Below are 21,212 nucleotides of genomic sequence, written 5' to 3' on the forward strand. Positions count from 1 at the left end.
TATTGTATGTTCTTTTTGTATTTACCAAATTACTTGGTTAGATTAGGGAGCACATAAAAAATATCGTTTATGAAATAAAACAATGACAGTAAACTTTTGTTAAGTAAAAAATTTTGCAAGTGTTGGAATATAATCGAAATATATTTTCTTGAATCGAATTAAGTAACAAATTTTTTAATTGATAAATAAAATCATTATTAATCAATAATACGCTAGAAAAAAATATTACACAAAAATTAATAGTGTTATAAAAATAGATTATTAAAGAGGATATAATCAAATGAAATTAAAGTTAAGGGTATTATTAATGGTTTTTTTGGTGATATCATTCTCAGGATGTACTGAAACTAATTCTGAAATAGAAAAAGTTAAAAGTGATAAAAACGATGTTTTAATAGGTTATGGAAGTAAATACGTTAAGAAAAGTGAAAATGAGCTATGGGAACTAACGGTTAAAGAGTATATCGAGTCTGATCTTTGGAATGAAAGGGACAGATATGATGCAGGACATTTTTTAATGGTGCCTATGCATTATGCATTTCAATCAGAGAATACAGAAATGATTGAGTTGTTTCAAAAACATTTTGGAGCATTTTTGAAAACAGGAAAAAATGAAATAGATATATCAGATGATTCACAAAGATTATCAATACTCCATTATTATTATTTAATAAGTAGATATTTAATATTATCGGAAAATATAGATTTAAGTTATGAAGTGAAGATTCTTAATAAGGAATTGAACCAATATTTATTAAAAGAAATTAATAAAATTTGGGTCGAAATCCCTGCGTGGCAGTGGGATTCTCCATATTTTGAAGAAGGGATGCGAGAAAGAGTACTTTGGAAATTAGAGAATAAAGAAGTTGATTATAGTTATTATCGCGCTATAATCGATGAGGAACTTTTTACAATGGCCATAGCTGCAGATTTATACCAGTTAAATAGTGAAGATAGAATGTTATTAGATATTGTAAATATAGCTTATAAAACTTTTAAGTCCGAAGGTCATTTTGATGAAAGTAATAGATGGCTTTTTCAAATTGGAGTTTGGGATGATCATCCGGATTATGCTTATGCTGGATATTTAAATAAAGAAAATATAAAAAAACAAAGCCCAATAACAGACACTGCAATGGATTCTTCACATTTCCACCGTTTTCCTTTATGGGTTAAAAGTTTAGAAGATGCATTCTTAGAAAAAACAAAAGAAAATGAAATGTTCTCAAGAATAAATAAAGGAATTGAGAAGCAACTTTTTGAGAAGGTACTAGTAGTTCCTTCTCGAAAAGAACCGTTTTACAAACTAACAAATTACATGGATGGTACAAATGGTTTGTTTAGATGGGACTATTCCACAAGTAAAGGTGATGGATATGGTCCATCTGAATTATCTGGTACATTTTTTATCGGGTGGTGGACTTTTTTAGGCTCCGATAGGATTAAAAAGGTCTATGAAGATGTGTATCATAGTTTCCCTTTGTCTGATCAAGCAATTAAACTTTATGTGGGCCCAAATACTACTAGAGATAGAAATGCTTATATAGCTGATCCAGAATCATATTATAATGGTTATAAAGAACTATTAGCATTACTAGCTTCACAAATAAAATAATTATAGATTAATACAAATTTAATTAGGAGAGAGAACTATGAAGAAACAAATCTGTACAAGATGTGTAATGGATAATACATCTGATGAAACAATAATATTTAAAGAAAATGGAACATGTAATTATTGTAACTATGCTCTAAGTAGAAAAGATCAAGTATACTTTCCAAACAGTATGGGTAATAAAAAATTAAAAGAAATGATTAGCCTACTAAAAAAAGAAGGGAAAGGGAAGAAGTATGATTGCTTAATGGGGATATCAGGTGGTTTGGATTCTGCATATTTAGCATATTTAGGAGCAGAAAAATGGGGACTAAGAATTTTAGCAGTGCATATTGATGATGGTTTTAATACTGATGTAGCAGCACAAAATATAGAAAAGTTATGTAATAAGTATAATAATATTGATTTAGTAATTGAAAAGCCTAATGAAAAACAATACATGGATATCATTAAATCTTTTTTTAGAGCAGGAGTACCATCATTAGCTCTTCCACAAGATAATGTATTGCAAGCATATTTAAATATGTATGCGAAAAAATTTAATTTAAAATATTTTTTATCAGGAGCTAATTTTGCATTAGAATCAATTTTACAGCGTGGGAATGCTCATATCGCTGCGGATAAAGTGCATATTCAAGACATTCATAAAAAATTTGGAGAAATCCCTTTAACTTCTCTACCATTAATAACTATTTTTGAACGATATATAGGCCAAAGATATATTAGTGGAATTAAAACTCTGAGACCTCTAGATTATATAGAATATAATCGAAAAAATGCTATTCAAGAGTTAAGTAAAAATGTTGGATTTAATTATTATGGTGGTAAGCATTATGAATCTATTTTTACAAAGTTTGTGCAAGTTTACTATCTTCCAAATAAATTTAATGTTGATAAAAGAAATTCACATTATTCTAGTTTGATTATATCCAATCAAATGAGTAGAGATGAAGCATTAATAGAATTAGAAAAACCCTTATTTGAAGAAGAGCAAATGGAGAAAGATATAGTTTTAATACTAGATAAGATAGGAATGAATAAAGATGAGTTTGAAAGATTAATGAAAGAAAAGGGACGAAGTCATAGCGATTATAAAGTATCAGCTTTAATAAAATATAAAAATATAGCTAGGAAATTTAGGAGAATTTTAGGAGAGTAAAAAATGATGAAGATTTGTCACATTACTAGCACTAGACAAGATGCTATTCCACGTCTTTTAAGAGAAAGTAGTAGTGCAGTGAAGGCTAAAATGTCACCTTTTATTGTAAGTATTGGTGAAAGTTATGAAAAAGATGGTATAACATTTATTGGTATTCCCCCTGCCAAAAGTAGATTGCATCGTATGATATTTACAAGTAAAAAATTATATAAAGAAGCTTTGAAAATTAATGCTGACATTTATCAGATACATGATCCAGAATTATTACGTTTTGCAAGAAGATTAAGAAAAAAAGGTAAAAAGGTTATATTTGATAGTCATGAATTTTATGGTCTACAAATAGAGAGTAAAACATACTTACCTAAACAATTAAGAAAGCTAATTGCTAAACTTTATATGAAATATGAGACATTTATATGTAAAAGAATTGATGCTGTATTAGCTGTTTGTACAGTAAATGGAAAGGATTATTTTGAAAATCGTACAAATAAAACAATTTTTTTAGAGAACCTCCCGGATAATGCCTTTTTTAATAAAAATGATATATTAGATGATGGTAATGAAGATTGGATTGTATATGTGGGGGCATTGAATTATATGAGAGGAATTACACATCTTGTTAAAACAGTTTATAAAACAAATGCTAAGTTAATATTATGTGGACCATATAATTCAGTGGAATACTATAACGAATTAAAAAATTTAAAAGAATATAAAACAGTTGATTATAAAGGTGTAGTGTCTAAAGATGAAGTAATAAAAATAATAAAAAAAAGTAAAATTGGGATTTCAACTCTTCTTCATGAAGGTCAGTATTCTCAAATTGATACATTACCCACAAAAGTTTATGAATATATGGCGTTAGGAAAACCAGTAATAATTTCAGATACTGCTTTTGCAAAGAAATTAAATGATAAATATAATTTTGGAATTTGTGTAAACCCTGAGAATATTAGTGAGATGGCCAATACAATCAAATACCTTTTAGAAAATCCAGAAGAAGCGAATATAATGGGGAAAAACGGAAAAAGATTAGTGGAAAATCATCTTAATTGGGGAATAGAGGAAGAAAAGCTAATTGATTTATATAGAGAACTAGCATAAAAGTCATTTCATTTTATAGTCTAATTTTTAGTTAAAAAGTTAATAGAAAAGTCTAGAGGAGGAGGTTTTTATATGTTGCAAAAAGGAATTAATGTATTTATTGGGAATGGTGTTTCGTTTGGAGAAAATGTAGTGATAGGAAATAATGTGATAATTTACGAGGGTACTATAATTGGAAATAATGTAATAGTACAAGATAACGTGGTAATTGGTAAACAACCGACACGTGCAAAAGCATCTATATTACCAAAAGTGGAAAAATTACCATCAACACGAATTGGAAATGGTGTAATAATTGGTACTTCAGCTATTATTTATGCCAATGCTAAAATTGCTGATGATGTTTTTGTTGCAGATTTAGCTACAATTAGAGAACGTGTAATAATTGGAGAGAAAACAATCATTGGGCGCGGGGTGGCAGTTGAAAATGATTGTACTATAGGAAGTTATTGTAAGCTTGAAACAAACTGTTATATTACTGCGTATTCCGAATTAGAGGACTATGTATTTATTGCACCATGCGTTGTAACTACAAATGATAATTATATGGCCCGTGATAAAGAACGGTTTGATAAATTTAAAGGTGTGACAGTAAGAAAAGGTGGCAGAATCGGTGCTAATTCGACAGTTTTACCGGGTAAAGTTATTAATGAGGAAGGTGCTGTAGCAGCAGGTAGCTTAATATCAAAAGATGTTGAAAGTGAATGTTTAGTAATGGGGAGCCCAGCAAAGAAATATAAAAAAGTTGACGAAAATCAATTATTAAAAAATCAATAAAGGAATTTTGAAAATGAAAATATGGATATTAAATCATTACGCAATTTCTCCAAAATTTGCAGGAGGGACTAGACATTTTGACTTTGCAAAAGAACTTGTTAATAAAGGACATGAAGTAACGATTTTTGCTTCTTCTTTTAATCATTTTTCTAGAACTGAAACTATTAACTATAAGTCGAATAGTTACTTTAAAGTAGTGAAAGAACAAGGCGTTAATTTTGTCTGGATTAAGACACCAACATACTTTAATTCCATAAAACGAATTATAAACATTTTTTCATTTTCAATTAAATTAAATAGTTGTTTAAAAAACTTTTTAGCAACAGAAAAACCGGATTTAATAATCGGTTCTAGTGTACACCCTCTTACTCCTTTAGTAGGTTTAAGAATTGCTAAACTGAATTCAATTCCATTTTATTTTGAGGAAAGAGATTTGTGGCCACAAACATTTATTGATTTTAAAAAAATGACGAAGAGAAACTTTTTATATAGAATTTTATTAGCAATAGAAAAGAAACTGTATAGGGAGTCAGACAAAATTATATTTCTTTTCGAAAATGCATATAGATATGCTGAGCAATTTGGAGTGAAGAAAGACAAAGTGATTTATTTACCAAATGGTTTTGATAGCAATCGAGTTGAAAATCAAGAGTATAATGAAAAGTTAAAAAAGCTACTTGATCAATATTTAGATAAGAAGTTATGTGTTTATGTTGGGAGTATTGGAATTGCAAATGATGTAGAGAAGCTAGTAATATTAGCGGAGGAAATGAAGAGTGATAAAGAATATCATTTTTTATTTTTTGGTGATGGTCCTTTAAAAAAGCAACTTATAAAAGTTGTTAAAGATAAAAATATTCAAAATATATCATTTTTCAATCCAATACCTAAAAATGAAATTTTATATATTTTGAAGCATGCTCATTGTGGCTTGCTGTCAATAAAAAACTCTCCTTTATACAATTGGGGAATGAGTATGAACAAAATTTATGATTATTTATCTGTGGGTTTGCCAATTATTACTTATACTGATTTAGAATACTTAGGTGAAGTAGAAAATACGGGTGGAATTTATAAATCTTCAGATATAAGTATTTTGAGAGAGTTAGTACTAAAAATAAATGTTGTAGAACAAGAAGAAATAAAAGCAAAAGCTTATGAAAAATTTTCGTGGAGAATGTTAACACAAAATTTTTTGAAGGTGTTAGAATCTACCGATATAATAAAAAAGGATTAGGAAATGATTAAAAGATGTTTTGATTTTGTTATTAGTTTTTTTATGCTTATTATTTTCAGTTTACCTATAATGGTAACATGGATTTTTGTCAGCTTTAAATTAGGCTCCCCAGCTATATTCACACAACCCCGTCCAGGTTTAAATGGCAAAGTGTTTTATGTCTATAAATTCCGTACAATGACAGATGAGCTAGATGCAAACGGTGAGCTATTGCCGGATGCACAGCGGTTAACTTCATTTGGGCAATTCATAAGAAAGTTAAGCTTAGATGAACTTCCACAATTATGGAATGTGTTAAAGGGAGATATGAGTTTTGTTGGTCCACGCCCGTTATTAGTTGAATACTTACCTTTATATAACAAAAGACAAGCGCGACGTCATGAAGTACGACCTGGAATTACAGGATGGGCACAAGTAAATGGTCGCAATGCGATTTCATGGGAGCAAAAATTTGAGTATGATGTATGGTATGTAGATAATCAATCTTTTTGGTTGGATATAAAAATTTTATTATTGACTATTAAAAAAGTATTTATTAGCGAAGGTATTTCACAAGAAGGTCAAGCGACAATGGAGAAATTTACTGGTTCTAAATAATGGGAGGCATGTAAAAAGTGAAGTATATTTTAATAGGAGATAGCGGTCATGGGAAAGTTATAGAGGACTGCATTCGTGCAAATGGTCATCAAGTTATAGCAAAATTAGATGATAAATATCAATCGATCTTTCAAGAAGATATCTATACAAAAGGACCAATTTCTGCAGTTGAAAATATACTTGATGAAGAAACAAAAGTCGTTATTTCCATTGGCCATAATCAGATTAGAAAAAAAATTGTAGAACGATTACAGTTAACATCAGCATGTTACGGTACTGTAGTTCATCCAAGTGCTATTGTTAGCTCATCTTCTACCATTGCTAATGGTACAGTAGTTATGCCTAATGTAGTAATTAATGCAGATTGTATAGTCGGAAATCACGTTATTTTAAATACAAGTTGCATTATTGAACATGATTGTATTGTCCATGATTTTGCACATATATCTCCAGGTGCAGTATTAACGGGTGGGGTTTCGGTAGATGAGGGTACACAAATAGGAGCACGTTCTTCTGTTAATCCATCAATACAAATTGGTAAATGGACTACAATTGGTGCAGGAAGTGCTGTTATTAACGATATCCCTGATTATGTAACAGCAGTTGGAGTGCCTGCAAAGTTAATAAAAGAAAGAAGGATTTTTGGTGAATAATCGTATACTACTTTCTTCTCCACATATGGGTGGAACTGAGCAAAAGTATATTCAAGAGGCATTTGATACTAATTGGATCGCACCTCTTGGAGCAAATGTCGATGGTTTTGAGAAAGAATTAGCTACATATGTAAATGCAAAAGCAGCTTCCGCCACTAGCTCAGGCACAGGGGCAATACACCTTGCGTTAGATATATTGGGTGTTCAAGCTGGTGATACAGTATTTTGTTCAACTCTTACGTTTATCGCTAGTGCCAATCCAATTCTTTATTTAGGTGCGACACCAGTCTTTATCGACTCAGAGGAAACTACATGGAATATGTCGCCACAGGCACTTGGACGAGCATTAAGTAAAGCAAAAGAAAATGATACATTGCCTAAAGCTGTGATTATCGTAAATTTATATGGCCAAAGTGCACGTATGGACGAGTTAATGGCAATATGTAACGAATATGATGTTCCAATTATAGAAGATGCAGCAGAATCATTAGGTTCTTTATATAAAGGAAAGTATAGTGGTACATTTGGTAAATTAGGTATATATTCTTTTAATGGGAATAAAATCATTACTACTTCTGGTGGTGGTATGCTGGTCTCAGAAGATGAACATTTGATAACGCATTCACGTTTTTTAGCAACCCAAGCACGTGATGCAGCCAAACATTATCAACACAGTGTTGTTGGCTATAACTACAGAATGAGTAATGTTGTAGCAGGAATAGGTCGTGGACAGCTTGAAGTGTTAGATCAGCGTATTACGCAAAAACGTGAAATATTTAGCCGCTATGAAAAAGCTTTCTCTAGTATTGATGGCATTACGATGATGCCAGAACTAGAAGGTACCTTTTCTAATCGCTGGTTATCAACAATGACATTGAATACTGAGAAAGTCAAAATAACGCCCTATGAATTAATTGATTTACTTGCTGAAGCAAATATTGAAGCGCGCCCTGTGTGGAAACCGTTACATATGCAACCATTATTTGCTGAATCTGAATTCTACCCTCATAGTGAAGATCAAATTGTAAGTGAAGAATTATTTGCTAATGGAATTTGTTTACCATCAGATACTAAAATGACTATTGAAGAGCAGCAAAAAGTTATTGATGTTATTTTAACTGCTATTTAAAACTCTTTTTACTATAAATAGCGTCTCTTTTATACTTAGAGACGCTATTTGTTATTTATATTTAAAAATTATACGAGCAAAAAGTAACCCATGTGATATATAGTTCTTCTGTAAATATCAATTTAAAGCATTATAAAGATGAGATTTTCTTACTATTGTTCAAGTAATTTTGCCCCTTTAATTCAATCTTAACATCTTGAAGAGCAACTACTGCTATTCTATTCTCTAACCCCACACGAGAAATTTTTGCTCCAGAAATAAGACCTTCATGTTGCATTGCTTCCACTATTTCTCCAAACGTGTCTTTATCTATATCAAAATCGTAAAATTTAGGTTCTTCATGATTATATATTCCTTCTAAAATATGTAAAGTAATATTATCCATACTGTAAATCCTCCAATCTTAAGATTCAGTATAAATGATGAAGAAAAGCCTGTCACATTATGTCATCTAAGAAATTAACTTTTTCAAAAAGTGTTTAACAGTTTTGTAACTTTTTTATTCGATAATAAGTCTACTTTAAAGAAAAGTTTGGGGTACTTATAAAAAATAAACAATTCATGCCTAGAACCAAAAGAGTTTTATAGAAAATGATCGTGCAAATTGGAAAAACTCTTTTCATTATATGAAGCTTTCGAAGGAGAAAGGCTAGCACTCTAGTACCGAATTCTACTCTTTTCGATATAAATCCCACATTTTAGGGGTTTTTCGTGTTAAGATGATAAAGACTATTGTAAGAGGAAAAAGGAGATTAAGATGTTTAAGAAACTTAGGACTACATGTATTGTATCAGCAGTTGCGTTGGCTACGATTTTGCCAGGACAAGCGTCTGCATTAGCGACTAGTAACAATGGAATTCAGATAAAAAACAATGTTTCGATTACGATTAATGGAGAGACGATTCAAGTTAATGATCCTATTTTAAATAAATCGGATTTCTTATTATTACCAATGCGTGCATTATATGAAGCGGTTGGCGCAAGTGTGGATTGGGATAAGGAAACATTGACTGCATCGGCGATTCGCAATGGTAAGATGGTTGATTTAACGATCGATTCGATGACTGCTTTAATAGACGGAGAAGAGGTTGCAATGGATGTTGCGCCATTTATGTATAAGGATCGTACTTATATGCCATTACGTTTCGTCAGCGAAAACTTTGATGGTATTGTTAATTGGGATGAGGCTACCCAATCGGTAGATATTACATTATCAGATGAAACAACAGCACCACCGCAGGAAGATCCATATATCTTACATATCAATAACAAACGTATTGTCATGAAAGATCCGATTGTTTCAAAAGATGGAAGAACCTATTTACCTGCTAGCTATATTTATGATTATTTAGATGATTCATCTGGTACTTGGCAACCTGATGGTTCCTTTGAATTGTTAATTGGTGGGATGAGCTTTATTTTTAATGATAACAGCAATCAGGCTTTGGTTAACAATGAAGCAGTGACAATGATCGAAAAGCCATTTATACAAAAAGGCAAAATGTATATTCCTACCAAGTTTCTTGTGGATGCATTAGGCGGAAATTTACGCTATATCACAGAGAAAAAAGAAATGTATATTTATGTTTACCGTTATATGTTCACAAGCCCCTTCCTAGATAAATCATTTGGTTCTACTTCCTATCCAGAAGCTGTTCCTTCTGCTCGTGTAGAAGGAGATCGTGATTTATTTATTAGTGATAATCCAGAAACGTTAACACGTAAGCTTGTGCCACTGAACAATGCGACACTTGCCCAATACGATGTGAAACCAACAGCGGCAACAAATAAGCATCGTATCTTTGGCTGGCATTACAACACATTAGGTACAGATGTCAATCTTGGGATTACCGTTCAAAACAAGTCTACGACAGAAAGCATTAAAGTCACTGACTCGAAAGGCATTAACCAAAAAACAGGTAATAGCTGGGTAGGTCATGATCTTGGCTTGACGATTGCGGATGCTGTTTTAAATAACAAGCTTCAAAAATCGGACAGCAGTGGTATTGTCATTGCACCAGGTGAAACAAAGGTCATCGAAACATATGAACTAAACTATGATTATATTATTGGCTTTTTACATGATTTAGATATTCAAGCGGTTAATGGTGGAAAGCCAGAATATACGATTCGCACAGTACTTACTAAGGATAATAGTGATTTAACAACAATTCAATCTGAGCAGGTGGCAGTTGATCAGTATGCTAAACACCCTAGAGGTGCATGGTCTAGTGCGTCAATTCTAGCAGAACTACCAGCGTACACAGTAGATTCTCCTGAGGTAGGCTACAATATTTCTAACGGTCGTACTGACCACTTACAAACGGCTGAAAATTCAATGTCGCAAATTAATGGCTCAGTAGGAAATCCGGGACATTTTGGTGTGAATTATAAAGTATCCATTCCTGTTGTCAATCCAACAGGCTCTACAAAAACGATTAAGCTGAAGTTGGCTGGTCGAGGAGGATTATACAGCGGAGCGATTAAGGTGAATGGCAAAGTGTATTTAGTGCCTTCTTTAAGAGTAGGGGCAGAGTATGTTGAATTACCAGATTTCAAGATGAAGGGTTCAAAAGATACGATTGAATTAGAACTAATGCATGCTGGTGGTGTGAATCTTCCAGTAGCGATTTATGTAGAAACAAAATAAAAAAGTCACTGGCACGGGTCATGTGACATGGTACGTGCCATACTTTGAATTAATTCGGAGTGAAAAATGGCAAGAAAACTAATAACGATTATTGTAGTCCTATTCATGCTTACACTAACAGTTAGCCCCATCAATGGACAAGCTGCTGGTTTAGGCAATAAAGTCAGTGAAGTTAAAACAGAAGTTTCACCACAGGTAATACATTCACAGCAAAACTATACGTCAGGTTCGATACGTCAGTTTGTAAATGTTTTAGATGTCAATTTAAATAATACATATACAAAACTAGAAATAGGTATGCCAAATCCTATTAATTCATTAAAAACAACATCAGCGATGGCCAAGCAAAACACATATGATGGGCATCGTGTGGTTGGGGCTGTCAATGCCTCTTACTTTTTAGGAAATGGTATGCCTGCGAACTTGTTAGCAGAAAACAATGAAATTGTGAACTATGGTATTTTGGGAGATACATATGATAGCCCAACACAAAAGCCAGTTGCATTTGGTTTATCGAAATCAGGGAAAGCTATTGCAGATTATTATTCTACGAATCTAACTTTCCAAGTGAATGGCAAAAGCTATCCTATTGATCTTATTAATAGTGAACGAGGAACAAATAAAAACGTTTTATATACACCTGAAAAAAAATCAACAGGGACAAATACATGGGGGGTAGAACTCGTTGTGTCGGGCGCTAGCCAAGATACAAGTACCTTGCATTTTGGTGATCAGTTCTCAGGTACAGTATCTCATGTAACAGCTTATGGAGCAGAAGGTAACTCTTCTGTACCAGCAGATGGCTTTGTTATCTCTGTACAAAATAAAGAGTTAGCCGCTGAATTAAGTAGTATTACAGCAGGTACAAGCGTGGATGTCAGCTTATCGATCGATCAAAAATGGATGGATGCACAGTTCATCTTAGCTGCTGGACCAATGCTTGTGCGTAACGGCAAAGTGGATATTTCTATGCCAACGAATTCAGGGTTTGCTTCTACACGTAGTCCACGTACAGCAGTAGCTATAGATGCTACAGGTACAAAGGTATCTCTTGTCACGATTGATGGTCGCATAAGTGGTCATAGTAATGGTGTTAATTTATCAGATTTAGCTGCTCATTTAATTTCAGTGGGTGCTTCTTCGGCTATTAACCTAGATGGAGGCGGCTCTACAGCAATGGTGGCGCGTAACCCAGGAGGTTATTTCGCCAACCTAGTGAATAGACCGTCAGAGGGTAGTGAACGTCGTGTATCTGCCATTTTACAGGTAGTGAATACAGCGCCACCAGGGAAAGTAAAATCAATTACGTTAAGTAGTGTTGGTCAGGTAATGAAAGGTTCTTCTGTAGATATGCAGGTTGTAAGTGCCTATGATCAATACTTGAATCCAATGACCATCAACCCAGCAAATATGAACTGGACAGTTGAAGGTAATATCGGCAAAATGGATGGTGCAACCTTCACAGCAACACAAAAGGGTGAAGGGAAAATTATTGGAGAGTATGAAGGAATTCGTACGTCTACAGCTGTGAAAGTAGTAGATCTAGCAGAAAAACCTATTGTACTAGATAGCTTTGATAATACGTCATCTTGGACAACAGAAGTGGCGAAAGCTAATGCTTCATTAGCAAGCTCTAAAGAGTATGCAAGACAGGGAATGGCTAGCTTACAATTAAACTATGATTTCACAACAGCAGGTACAGGTACAAAAGCAGCCTATATGGTTGCGAAAACACCAATTGCTATTTCAGGGCAGCCTAAAAATATCGGTCTTTGGGTATTTGGCGATGCTGGTAAGCATTGGCTAAGAGGCGTTGTCATTGATGGTGCTGGAGCTAAGCACACAATTGATTTTACAAGCCAGGGTGGTTTAGACTGGAGTGGTTGGAAGTACGTGACGGCGAATATTCCGAGTGACTTACCACAGCCATTGAAATTCGAGCGTTTGTATGTTGCTCAGCCAACAGCATCTCTTCAGAAGAAAGGACAGCTGTATTTCGATCAATTACAAGCCGTTTATAAAGATAATCATGAGGAATTAGTTTATACAGATGTAACAAAAGGACATTGGGCATTTTCCGAAATCCAAAGTCTATACGATCAATCCCTTATTAAAGGATACTCAAATGGAACGTTCAAACCAGAGGCATCCATTACACGTGCTGAGGCAGCTACGATCATTGCCAGAGCTTTAAATCTAACTACAACGAAGGATTCTAGCTTTAAAGATGTGAGTAAGAGCCATTATGCATACAGTGCCATTGCCGCAGTTGAGCAGGCTGGCATTATTAAAGGGCAAGAGGCAGGGAAGTTTAATCCAAACGGACAGCTTTCACGTGCAGAAATGTCTGCCATTTTAACAAGGGCCTATAAATTAACGGGTACAAGCAAAGTAAGCTTCTCTGATGTGAAATCAACACATTGGGCATACAGCCATATCCAAGCACTTGTGGCAAATGATTTAACTGGCGGCTTCCCAGATAACACATTTAGACCAGATGCACAAATTACACGTGCTCAATTTGCAAGCTTCTTAAATAGATGTTTGTCATTAAAATAAAAATGACGAGTCCCCTGTAGTAATCTACAGGGGATTTCTTTTGTAAAAAAAACCGCCTTGTCCATAAAAAGACGAGGCGGATTTAGGTTAGAAAACGATATATTTCACATATTGCTTCCAAGTTAGCTCTTTAAAATGGCTCCAATGGATTTTCTCAACAGGTAATGTTCTGAAGGTATAGGCTTCGAGATTACGTTTCTCATTCGAGAGCATTGGCGTACCTTCATCAAGATAATCCATAAAAATAGCTGACTTAGCCGTTTTAAATTGTACATTGACATCAATTAGCTGTATTTTACCGTCCTGATTGATGATATACAGCTTTTTGTTCCCTTTTTTAGCTGTGGCTAGCCACGATTTATCGACTTTATAGGAATCGAATGCTTCGTTGACAATAATAGAGGCTTTGCCAGTTGTCGAAAATGGGATGTCCTCGAGTGGGGCATCTTGCTGTAAGGTCACTTCATAATTAGTTGGTTGTGGCAAGGCAGCCATTTTGGCTAACTCATTTGCCCAAACTGTCTGATCGTCAGTAGCAATCGTTTGTTTTTCTAATACGATGCCAGATAGATCATCCTTGACATGTTTCACCTTGAAATCTACAGTTTGCCCTTCCTCCACCTTTTGCCATTCCTTTTCTGATAAATAGGCATACATTGCTTTTTCATTCGAATAGATTTCAAAAGTTAGCGCACCAGCTTCTTCCTTAATCGCTGCCACCACACCATCAATAGGGCTGACAATACCCTGACGAGATTGAATTTGTGTAATTTGGGCTTCAAGTAACGCAATTTGACGATTTGTTTCAGCAATATGTCGATTTAACAGGGCAACCGCTGTAGATGCTGAATTTTGTTGAGCAAGCTCTAATTTTAGCGTTACGGATAGCTTGTCATTGATTTGATCCGTATTAATGGAGCTTTTTGGATTAGAATCATCACCATATTCATCCTCAATTTGATCAAGTGCATCCTGTAAATCTTGTAATTCTGTTTCATAGGCTGTGCGTTCAGATTCAAGCTTTGTTAACTCCTCATCCACCTCATCCGTTTTATAGGTAGCAAGTACATCATTCATCATCACTTCTTGGCCACGCTTTACATTCACAGCTGATAAGCTAGTTGCATCAGCAGTAATCGTGTATGTCTCAGCAGGTGCTACAATGGTTTCTTTATGAACACGCTCTGTATTCGTGCCGATATAAGCTTTTTGAAATTCATCGATAAAGTAGGATCGTGTCACGTTGCTATTATCTTTAAAAACAAAATAAGCATTTATGCCGATTACTAGCATTGCTAACACGATGGTCGTAGTTGTCCATGGTCTTGTTTTGATAAATGCCATCATCCTAACCCCCTAGCAATCCATTCTTTAATTGGTAGTACACTAATCAAACCAACAAATATGGCCATAAATAGCTGTACACCAATCAATTTGACTACTAACATTTTTCTACTAGCCTCTTCCTCCCATTTTGATAGGAAGAGGTACTGTACAATAATGATTAAAACAGTTGTTACCGTCAATTGATTGAGGGTAAATAATACGAAATCTGTTTCAATCACCTGTAAGGCAGCAGGAGCTAAGGAGAAGAAAGAAAACATGGTTGTATAGCCTACAGCATAGAAAACAGCAAAGAGGATTGCTTTTTCAATTAATAGAAAGGCTACAACATAAAGCTGGACTTTTTTTATCCAAGTATAAGGAATGTCCGTTAATAGATGTAAAAGATAGGTAACACCATAATAATGGAAGCAAAAATAGACGATTCCCCATAAAACGGCACCAAGCATCGAAAGGATACGTGCTACATAGTATTCATTTTGTAAATCCATTGCGAATAAGGACGTTAAATTTTCTGTCCCCATTCCCCAATATTCGCGAGCAGCAAACAACAGGATGAAAAGAATGAACACCTTTAGGACTCGTTTTTTATATCCGATGACCTCGCCTTCCTCTACGATGCTAGTAAAGTAGGTAGGATTTTTTAAGCTATGCCAGAACTTATAATGGTAAAACATAAAACAGCGTCCTTTCTTCCAAAATAGGATATCAAAGTTGTAGTATACACCTTGTAAAGATATTATGACATATGAAAATAGCTGTTTTTTTCCAATAAATTCATTAAAAAAACATAATCTCTTATTATATGTCAATTGGTGAAAACCTCATATAACACCATTGTATAGTATAATTGAAATAACTTCCTGTTTTTCTAGCTAGTAATTTAGAAAAATTACTTTTGATATGTCTCATTTTGTAAATATATTAGAATGGCTTGAAATCAAGCAATTTACACCGATACTAAAGTCATAAATTCTAAATGAAAATGAACACAATCATTTTCCTATACATAAACGATGAAAGGGTGGTTCGATTGAATCGAAAATTGACAGCAGGGGTCATAACGGGTCTTTTATTGGTACCTACGGCTATAGCGAACGCACAGGAAAATGATGCACAATCCCGCGTCTCAACACAAACAGAGCAAGTTACCTATATGAATGAAGTAGCAGCTGCCACTTCAAGAGAGCAGCTTATTGCTCAATATGCTAAGTTATCGGAGAATTCATCTGCTGACGAAATGGTCATTGCAAAAGGGGATTTAGCAACTCTAAGTGAGCCAGAATTTCATAAAGATGAAATTGACTTTATTAATGCAAAGTATAACTATGTTGAGGAGCAACGTAGGCTATTAAGTGAATTACAGTTAATAGGGAATGAAATGAATGGGATAGCCTATACAAGTAAATCATTTATTAAAAATGTCTCAGATTTAGAAAAAAAATATACAGAATTTTTAAATGTAGGCTTACAAAATAAGAAAAGTTATTTCACTGTCCAAAAGGAATTTGAAACAGCTGTCACAGCCGCACTTGTTAATAATGCTAAAAGCATTGCCTCCACAGTTCGTGGCACAGCGTTGCAATATGGCTATGATGATGTAGCACGCAATGTTTATTTTAAAGGCAAGGGAATGGATATTGATAAATTAACTAAATTGAAAAATGATGCAGCAAAAGCAGAAGCTGTCATTACAGAATTAGATCAGTTAGTTAAGTTATTGGAGAAATCTACGGATTATTCAGCTATTTCTCCTGGAATGAATAGTTTTACCACGAATTATAATGCGCTGACAGCAGAGCAAAAGAAAGTGGTCGAAGCTTATAATCCAAATGATGATAAAATCACACCTTTTAAGAAGTATAAGGATGCCTTGTCAGGTTTATCTGCTTTAGATAAAGTGACTTCCAGCATTGTACAGTTAAAAGGTAAGCAATCTACAGATTTCACTTCAGCCTCAAGCTTTATTAGTGCTGTGATGGCTGTTGAGAAAGCCTACAATAGTCTGGATGCAGCCTCCAAACAATTATTAAAAACGGAATATGAAAGTATTGCACAATATCTTAAAGCAGCAAATATTTCGAAAAGCATTTCAGGGTTGCGTGTATCCAAAGAAGATGTATATCGTACAACAGTCAAAGACATAAAAGCGGAATACGATCTCTTAACGGAAGGTAAAGGTTTTGTTAAAAACATAGGAGACCTAGATCTGGCGTTAGCAAATATTGCATATGCAGAGGATATTGAAGGAAAGATTAAAGCCATTAATGTTGTAGAAGAAGCTAATAAAGTAGCTGCTATTAAAGCTGCACGCGAAGCCTATAATAATCCTTCAGGCACAAATATCAATGCGTCCAATGTGAAAAAAATCGTCAATAATCTAGCAGAGCTCACAGCGTGGGAGAAAAATTTAGGTGCTGCCTTAAAGGTAGATAAGTTAATTGATAGCCTTGATCCAACTGCAAAAACTTTTGAAAGTAAGACGCTTTCAGCTTGGACTGCCTTTAACAAGCTAAGTGAAAATGATAAAAAGTTAGTGCAGGGATCAACAAAGTTAATACTGTTTCAAACATACGCAGAAGCATCGAAAACGATTAATACATTAAAGCCGACAGCTGACTACGGTACACAGCTTACCAAGTTGAAAGAGACAGTGGAGAAATTAGATACGACTTTGCAAGGGCATGAAACAGCTCTTACTAATTTGAAAACACAGCTGCAAAACAAAATAGATGCTTTGGTTAAAGAGGAAGAAGCGGTACAGGCTGTTATAACAGAAATTGATCTGCTTAATAGCGATATAGCTATTGAAAAAATATTGGATGCACGAGCTCACTATAATGCGTTATCACCAACAGCTAAAAAGCGTGTAACAAATATTAAAGTGTTAACAGATTTAGAGAAATCCTATAAATCGGTTGTTAATGTCATCTCTCAATTTGAAAAATTGGATCCTTCCTCTAAAAGCTATATTTCTAAAGCAAAATCAGCTTATACCGCTTATGCGAAGCTAGATGATAAAAATAAAACATTTGTCCAAAATTATAAAGATTTAAAAGATGTAATTCCTGCGATTGATGTAATGGTACAAATTAGTGCATTAAGCCCTTCTAAAAAAACGTATAAAGATGATGTGGTAAAAGCACAAGAAGCGTTTAATAAATTGGGTGAATCTCTTAAGGCAAAGGTAGTAAACAGCCAGGACCTAACAAACGCACAAGGCTATATCAATACGGCTAAAGCATTTGATGACCGTATTATAGCCTTAGCAAATGAAGGCCCTGACACATTTGTCAAAAAGGTAGCAGAACTTACATTAGAATATAAAGCAATGGATAAGAACGCACAGAAGCTAGTGGAGCAAGCCAAAATGTTAAGCTCCTATGAAAAGGATAATAAGGCAGTAATCAAGGTGATTCAAATGATCGATGCCTTAAACCCAACAAATAAGGATTATACAAAAAAGGTTCTTGATGCACGTAAAGCCTATAATGCACTTGATCAAGTTTCCCAAAAGCGAGTGACAAACTATGCTAATCTCACTGCTGTAGAGGATGTTGCTTCCTTGATTGGTCTCATTGCGTCGTTAAAGCCAACAAGTAAAACTTTCTATCAAGATATGAAAACAGCGCGTGAGCTTTATGATGCCTTGCCAGCAGAGAAGCAGCAAGCGATCGTAAACTATGATGCACTGGTAGCAGCAGAGAATGAACAGGGATTAGCACAGAGTGTAGTCGAGCTAATTAAATTAACAGAAGTGCAAGATGCTGACTATTTAACGAAGCTGATGAATGCGCGTGTAGCATACGATAAGCTGTCATCGGACCAAAAGAAATTAGTGACGAATATTAAAGATTTAACAACACGTGAAAAAGCAGTGAAACCAATTTTAAGTGTGATGGTTCAAATTAATGAACTAGATCCAGAATCAACAAGCTTTGTTAGTAAGGTAAACTCAGCACGTAAAGCGTATGATAAATTATCGAAAGATCAAAAAAAATACATCGATAATATTAATATTCTCTTGAAATTTGAGCCTGTCTCTAATGTGATGGAATTGATTAGTAAACTTAAATCTTCAAGTAACACATTCCTTCAAGATACATCACGAGCACGCTCACTTTACGATGCACTACCTGACGATATGAAGCAATATGTGACAAACTACTACTTATTGCAAGCAGCGGAGTCTAGTATTTTAGGGGCTGGTAATGTCATGCAAATGATTGATGAATTACCATCCGTTGATCCAAAGCAATATGTGAAACGTATTCAAGAAATCCGTGCTGCTTACAATGCTTTACCAAAGGATCAGCAAAGGGCTGTTCAAAATTATAAAGTGCTACAAGATCAGGAAAAGCTAATAAAGCCTGTAATGAGTATTGTAGAAGATATAGACCGATTGCTAACGGCAAAAGATATGAATAGCCAATACCAAAAGATTTTAAAAGCCTATGATAAGCTCAATGCGGATCAACGTCGCTATGTTTATAACGACCAGCTATTGCTTTCGCTAGATAATGTTATAAAGGTTTATAATAATATTGCTAAATTGAATCCAAAGGATAAATATTACTTTGGCATGGTGGAAGCGGCGCGTAAAGAATATGATAGTTTGAATACGACAGATAAACAACGTATCTCCAATTATGCTCTTTTACTCGAAGCAGAGAAAAGTTTAGCTGATGTGAAGAAGGTTGTGGAGATCATAGCGGGACTGTCTCCAAGCTCTTCAACGTATATTGAAGATGTGGCGAATGCCGTTGCTGCCTATAAGGCATTGGACTCTAAAATTAAAGGACAGGTCATTAATGAGGATGTCTTAAAGCAGGCAGAAAAAGATGTGGCTGCCGTTCTCAAAGTTGTTCAAGCGATTGGAAATATTGATCCAGACAGCTCCTCATTCGAGAAAAAAGTGTTAGCTGCTCAAAAAGATTATAGTAATTTGTCAATTGAGCAACAGGGCTTAGTGTATAATTACCGCATTCTAGAAGACTATCTTAAAATGATTCAATAGTATGATAAAAAAGGAGTTTTCCCAATCAATATAACGGGAAAACTCCTTTTATAAGTAAGAAAAAATGAATCCTAATATTAATTTCCAAAAAAGTGAAACTATATCATCTGAAATTCGTATCTTATAGTATAAATGGTCGCTTTGATTGGGAGGTACCATTTGATACATTTTCATTTTGCCAACGTGAGGAGGTCGCCCTGTTGAAAAAATTATTGAGTATAATGGTACTTTCAATAGCTGCAACCGTAGGAAGTTTAACTAGTTTTAGTCAAGTAGAAGCAGCGTCTGCTAAGGCAGTAGATGTGACAAATTCATACTGGGCAAATGCCTCGATTCAACATATGCTCACAAAACAATATATGACTACATACAACGACAACACTTTTAAGCCAGAGCAAGCTATTACAAGGGCAGAGGCTGCTGCTGCCATTGCTCGCTCTCTTCAAACAAACATTGACATTGAGAACTCTGTAAAATTCAAGGATGTTCCTACAACACATCCATATTACAAGGAAATTTGCCAGCTTGTTAAACTGGGAGTTATTCAAAAAAGTGATGCCTTTCATCCAGAAGAGCCTTTAAAGCGTATGCAGGTGGCAAAAATGCTAGCACTAGCTTACCAAATTAAAGTAGATGGCAAAAATAATAGCCAGTTTGCGGATATTACGCGTACGCATTGGGCAAAAGACTATATTGAATCCTTAGCAGATATAGGCATTATTGGTGGAGTGGATGCTAAGCATTTTGCTCCTGACCAATTGGTAACACGTGCACAGTTTGCTGTTTTTGTTGAGCGAAGCATGATTTTTCAACAAAAAATTAAGGCATTGGAAGTAGCCTATGACTATCTAGCAAAGGATTATATCCCAACTGTAAACCTTTCTTCTGAGTGGTCAAAAAAGGTGATTGAATTAATAAATGTTGAAAGACAGAAGAATAAGCTAGAACCTGTTGCTTATGATTCGAAACTTACACAAATTGCCATTATCAAAGCGCAGGACATGGTAAATCGCCATTATTTTGAACACGTTTCCCCATATTATGGGGCACCTTGGGATTTAGCGACATTATTTGATTACAACTATACAAGTTTTGGAGAGAATATTGCTAGAAATATTAAAACACCTGAAATTGCTGTTAAGGCATGGATGGCTTCACCTAGCCATCGAGATAATATTTTAAAAGAGCACTATACGAACACAGGTGTTGCAATAGCACAGGATAGCAAAGGAAATTACTATTGGGTCCAAATGTTCTCTAGTCAATAAGTTGTTGTGTAACAAAGAATCGCTAATATTACAGAAATGTTACGAAAGTTCCAAATTACGATAAAAAAATCCCCTTTTTAACGCTGGAAATACCACCAAACGT

15 protein-coding genes are annotated in these 21,212 nt (G+C 34.5%); 12 read left to right on the top strand and 3 right to left on the bottom strand.

Features of this window, described 5'->3' with window-relative positions:
* Positions 1-280 precede the first annotated feature (280 nt).
* The 8 genes from VK91_RS06045 to VK91_RS06080 all read left to right on the top strand — a co-directional run bounded on the left by VK91_RS06045 (position 281) and on the right by VK91_RS06080 (position 8,271).
* A complete protein-coding gene (locus tag VK91_RS06045) occupies positions 281-1,615 on the top strand; it encodes a hypothetical protein (protein ID WP_053075683.1) in 1,335 nt (444 codons plus the stop codon).
* A gap of 37 nt (positions 1,616-1,652) precedes the next feature.
* Positions 1,653-2,774 (top strand): N-acetyl sugar amidotransferase, encoded by a 1,122-nt coding sequence (locus VK91_RS06050; RefSeq protein ID WP_048391698.1) that lies wholly within the window; start codon positions 1,653-1,655, stop codon positions 2,772-2,774.
* Between the two features lie 3 nt (positions 2,775-2,777).
* Positions 2,778-3,878: a glycosyltransferase gene (locus VK91_RS06055; RefSeq protein WP_053075684.1), complete on the top strand. Its 1,101-nt coding sequence runs from the start codon at positions 2,778-2,780 to the stop codon at positions 3,876-3,878.
* 72 nt (positions 3,879-3,950) lie between these two features.
* On the top strand, positions 3,951-4,655 hold the full coding sequence (locus tag VK91_RS06060; RefSeq protein WP_048391699.1) for an acyltransferase: 705 nt from the start codon (positions 3,951-3,953) through the stop codon (positions 4,653-4,655).
* A gap of 13 nt (positions 4,656-4,668) precedes the next feature.
* On the top strand, positions 4,669-5,892 hold the full coding sequence (locus VK91_RS06065; protein ID WP_053075685.1) for a glycosyltransferase family 4 protein: 1,224 nt from the start codon (positions 4,669-4,671) through the stop codon (positions 5,890-5,892).
* Between the two features lie 3 nt (positions 5,893-5,895).
* A complete protein-coding gene (locus VK91_RS06070) occupies positions 5,896-6,489 on the top strand; it encodes a sugar transferase (protein ID WP_156181895.1) in 594 nt (197 codons plus the stop codon).
* Positions 6,490-6,506: 17 nt separating this feature from the next.
* Positions 6,507-7,142 carry an acetyltransferase gene (locus VK91_RS06075; protein WP_048391701.1) on the top strand — a complete coding sequence of 212 codons (636 nt, stop codon included), beginning with the start codon at positions 6,507-6,509 and terminating at the stop codon, positions 7,140-7,142.
* Positions 7,143-7,167: 25 nt separating this feature from the next.
* The gene (locus VK91_RS06080; RefSeq protein WP_048391729.1) at positions 7,168-8,271 is read left to right on the top strand and encodes an aminotransferase class I/II-fold pyridoxal phosphate-dependent enzyme; all 1,104 of its coding nucleotides are present in this window, start codon (positions 7,168-7,170) and stop codon (positions 8,269-8,271) included.
* Between the two features lie 130 nt (positions 8,272-8,401).
* Here the strand turns inward: VK91_RS06080 and VK91_RS06085 are convergent, their stop codons facing one another.
* Entirely contained in the window at positions 8,402-8,656 is a 255-nt protein-coding gene (locus VK91_RS06085) for a YjcQ family protein (RefSeq protein WP_048391703.1), read from the bottom strand.
* A gap of 372 nt (positions 8,657-9,028) precedes the next feature.
* Between VK91_RS06085 and VK91_RS06090 the strand changes: the two genes are divergently transcribed.
* Together VK91_RS06090 and VK91_RS06095 are read left to right on the top strand one after the other, a co-directional pair.
* On the top strand, positions 9,029-10,921 hold the full coding sequence (locus VK91_RS06090) for a stalk domain-containing protein (RefSeq protein ID WP_048391705.1): 1,893 nt from the start codon (positions 9,029-9,031) through the stop codon (positions 10,919-10,921).
* Between the two features lie 66 nt (positions 10,922-10,987).
* Positions 10,988-13,480 (top strand): S-layer homology domain-containing protein, encoded by a 2,493-nt coding sequence (locus VK91_RS06095; RefSeq protein ID WP_048391707.1) that lies wholly within the window; start codon positions 10,988-10,990, stop codon positions 13,478-13,480.
* Positions 13,481-13,567: 87 nt separating this feature from the next.
* Here VK91_RS06095 and VK91_RS06100 read toward each other — a convergent pair whose 3' ends face one another.
* Both VK91_RS06100 and VK91_RS06105 read right to left on the bottom strand, forming a co-directional pair.
* Entirely contained in the window at positions 13,568-14,824 is a 1,257-nt protein-coding gene (locus tag VK91_RS06100; RefSeq protein ID WP_048391709.1) for an HlyD family secretion protein, read from the bottom strand.
* Positions 14,824-15,501, bottom strand: a complete 678-nt coding sequence (locus VK91_RS06105) for a hypothetical protein (RefSeq protein WP_048391711.1) — start codon at positions 15,499-15,501, stop codon at positions 14,824-14,826. Before VK91_RS06105 ends, VK91_RS06100 begins: the two co-directional genes overlap by 1 nt.
* Positions 15,502-15,848: 347 nt before the next feature.
* Between VK91_RS06105 and VK91_RS06110 the strand changes: the two genes are divergently transcribed.
* Positions 15,849-19,841 (top strand): cell wall-binding protein, encoded by a 3,993-nt coding sequence (locus VK91_RS06110; RefSeq protein ID WP_231595598.1) that lies wholly within the window; start codon positions 15,849-15,851, stop codon positions 19,839-19,841.
* 200 nt (positions 19,842-20,041) lie between these two features.
* The gene (locus VK91_RS06115; RefSeq protein ID WP_048391715.1) at positions 20,042-21,109 is read left to right on the top strand and encodes an S-layer homology domain-containing protein; all 1,068 of its coding nucleotides are present in this window, start codon (positions 20,042-20,044) and stop codon (positions 21,107-21,109) included.
* The last annotated feature ends 103 nt before the right edge of the window (positions 21,110-21,212 follow it).

This window comes from Lysinibacillus sp. LK3, from assembly GCF_001043675.1.
Classification (GTDB): Bacteria; Bacillota; Bacilli; order Bacillales_A; family Planococcaceae; genus Lysinibacillus; species Lysinibacillus capsici.

What these genes read in the sequence shown, in the direction of transcription:
- VK91_RS06045 (WP_053075683.1), top strand. Translation starts at nt 281, where the DNA reads ATGAAATTAAAGTTAAGGGTATTATTAATGGTTTTTTTGGTGATATCA.
- VK91_RS06050 (WP_048391698.1), top strand. Translation starts at nt 1,653, where the DNA reads ATGAAGAAACAAATCTGTACAAGATGTGTAATGGATAATACATCTGAT.
- VK91_RS06055 (WP_053075684.1), top strand. Translation starts at nt 2,778, where the DNA reads ATGATGAAGATTTGTCACATTACTAGCACTAGACAAGATGCTATTCCA.
- VK91_RS06060 (WP_048391699.1), top strand. Translation starts at nt 3,951, where the DNA reads ATGTTGCAAAAAGGAATTAATGTATTTATTGGGAATGGTGTTTCGTTT.
- VK91_RS06065 (WP_053075685.1), top strand. Translation starts at nt 4,669, where the DNA reads ATGAAAATATGGATATTAAATCATTACGCAATTTCTCCAAAATTTGCA.
- VK91_RS06070 (WP_156181895.1), top strand. Translation starts at nt 5,896, where the DNA reads ATGATTAAAAGATGTTTTGATTTTGTTATTAGTTTTTTTATGCTTATT.
- VK91_RS06080 (WP_048391729.1), top strand. Translation starts at nt 7,168, where the DNA reads ATGGGTGGAACTGAGCAAAAGTATATTCAAGAGGCATTTGATACTAAT.
- VK91_RS06085 (WP_048391703.1), bottom strand. Translation starts at nt 8,656, where the DNA reads ATGGATAATATTACTTTACATATTTTAGAAGGAATATATAATCATGAA.
- VK91_RS06090 (WP_048391705.1), top strand. Translation starts at nt 9,029, where the DNA reads ATGTTTAAGAAACTTAGGACTACATGTATTGTATCAGCAGTTGCGTTG.
- VK91_RS06095 (WP_048391707.1), top strand. Translation starts at nt 10,988, where the DNA reads ATGGCAAGAAAACTAATAACGATTATTGTAGTCCTATTCATGCTTACA.
- VK91_RS06100 (WP_048391709.1), bottom strand. Translation starts at nt 14,824, where the DNA reads ATGGCATTTATCAAAACAAGACCATGGACAACTACGACCATCGTGTTA.
- VK91_RS06105 (WP_048391711.1), bottom strand. Translation starts at nt 15,501, where the DNA reads ATGTTTTACCATTATAAGTTCTGGCATAGCTTAAAAAATCCTACCTAC.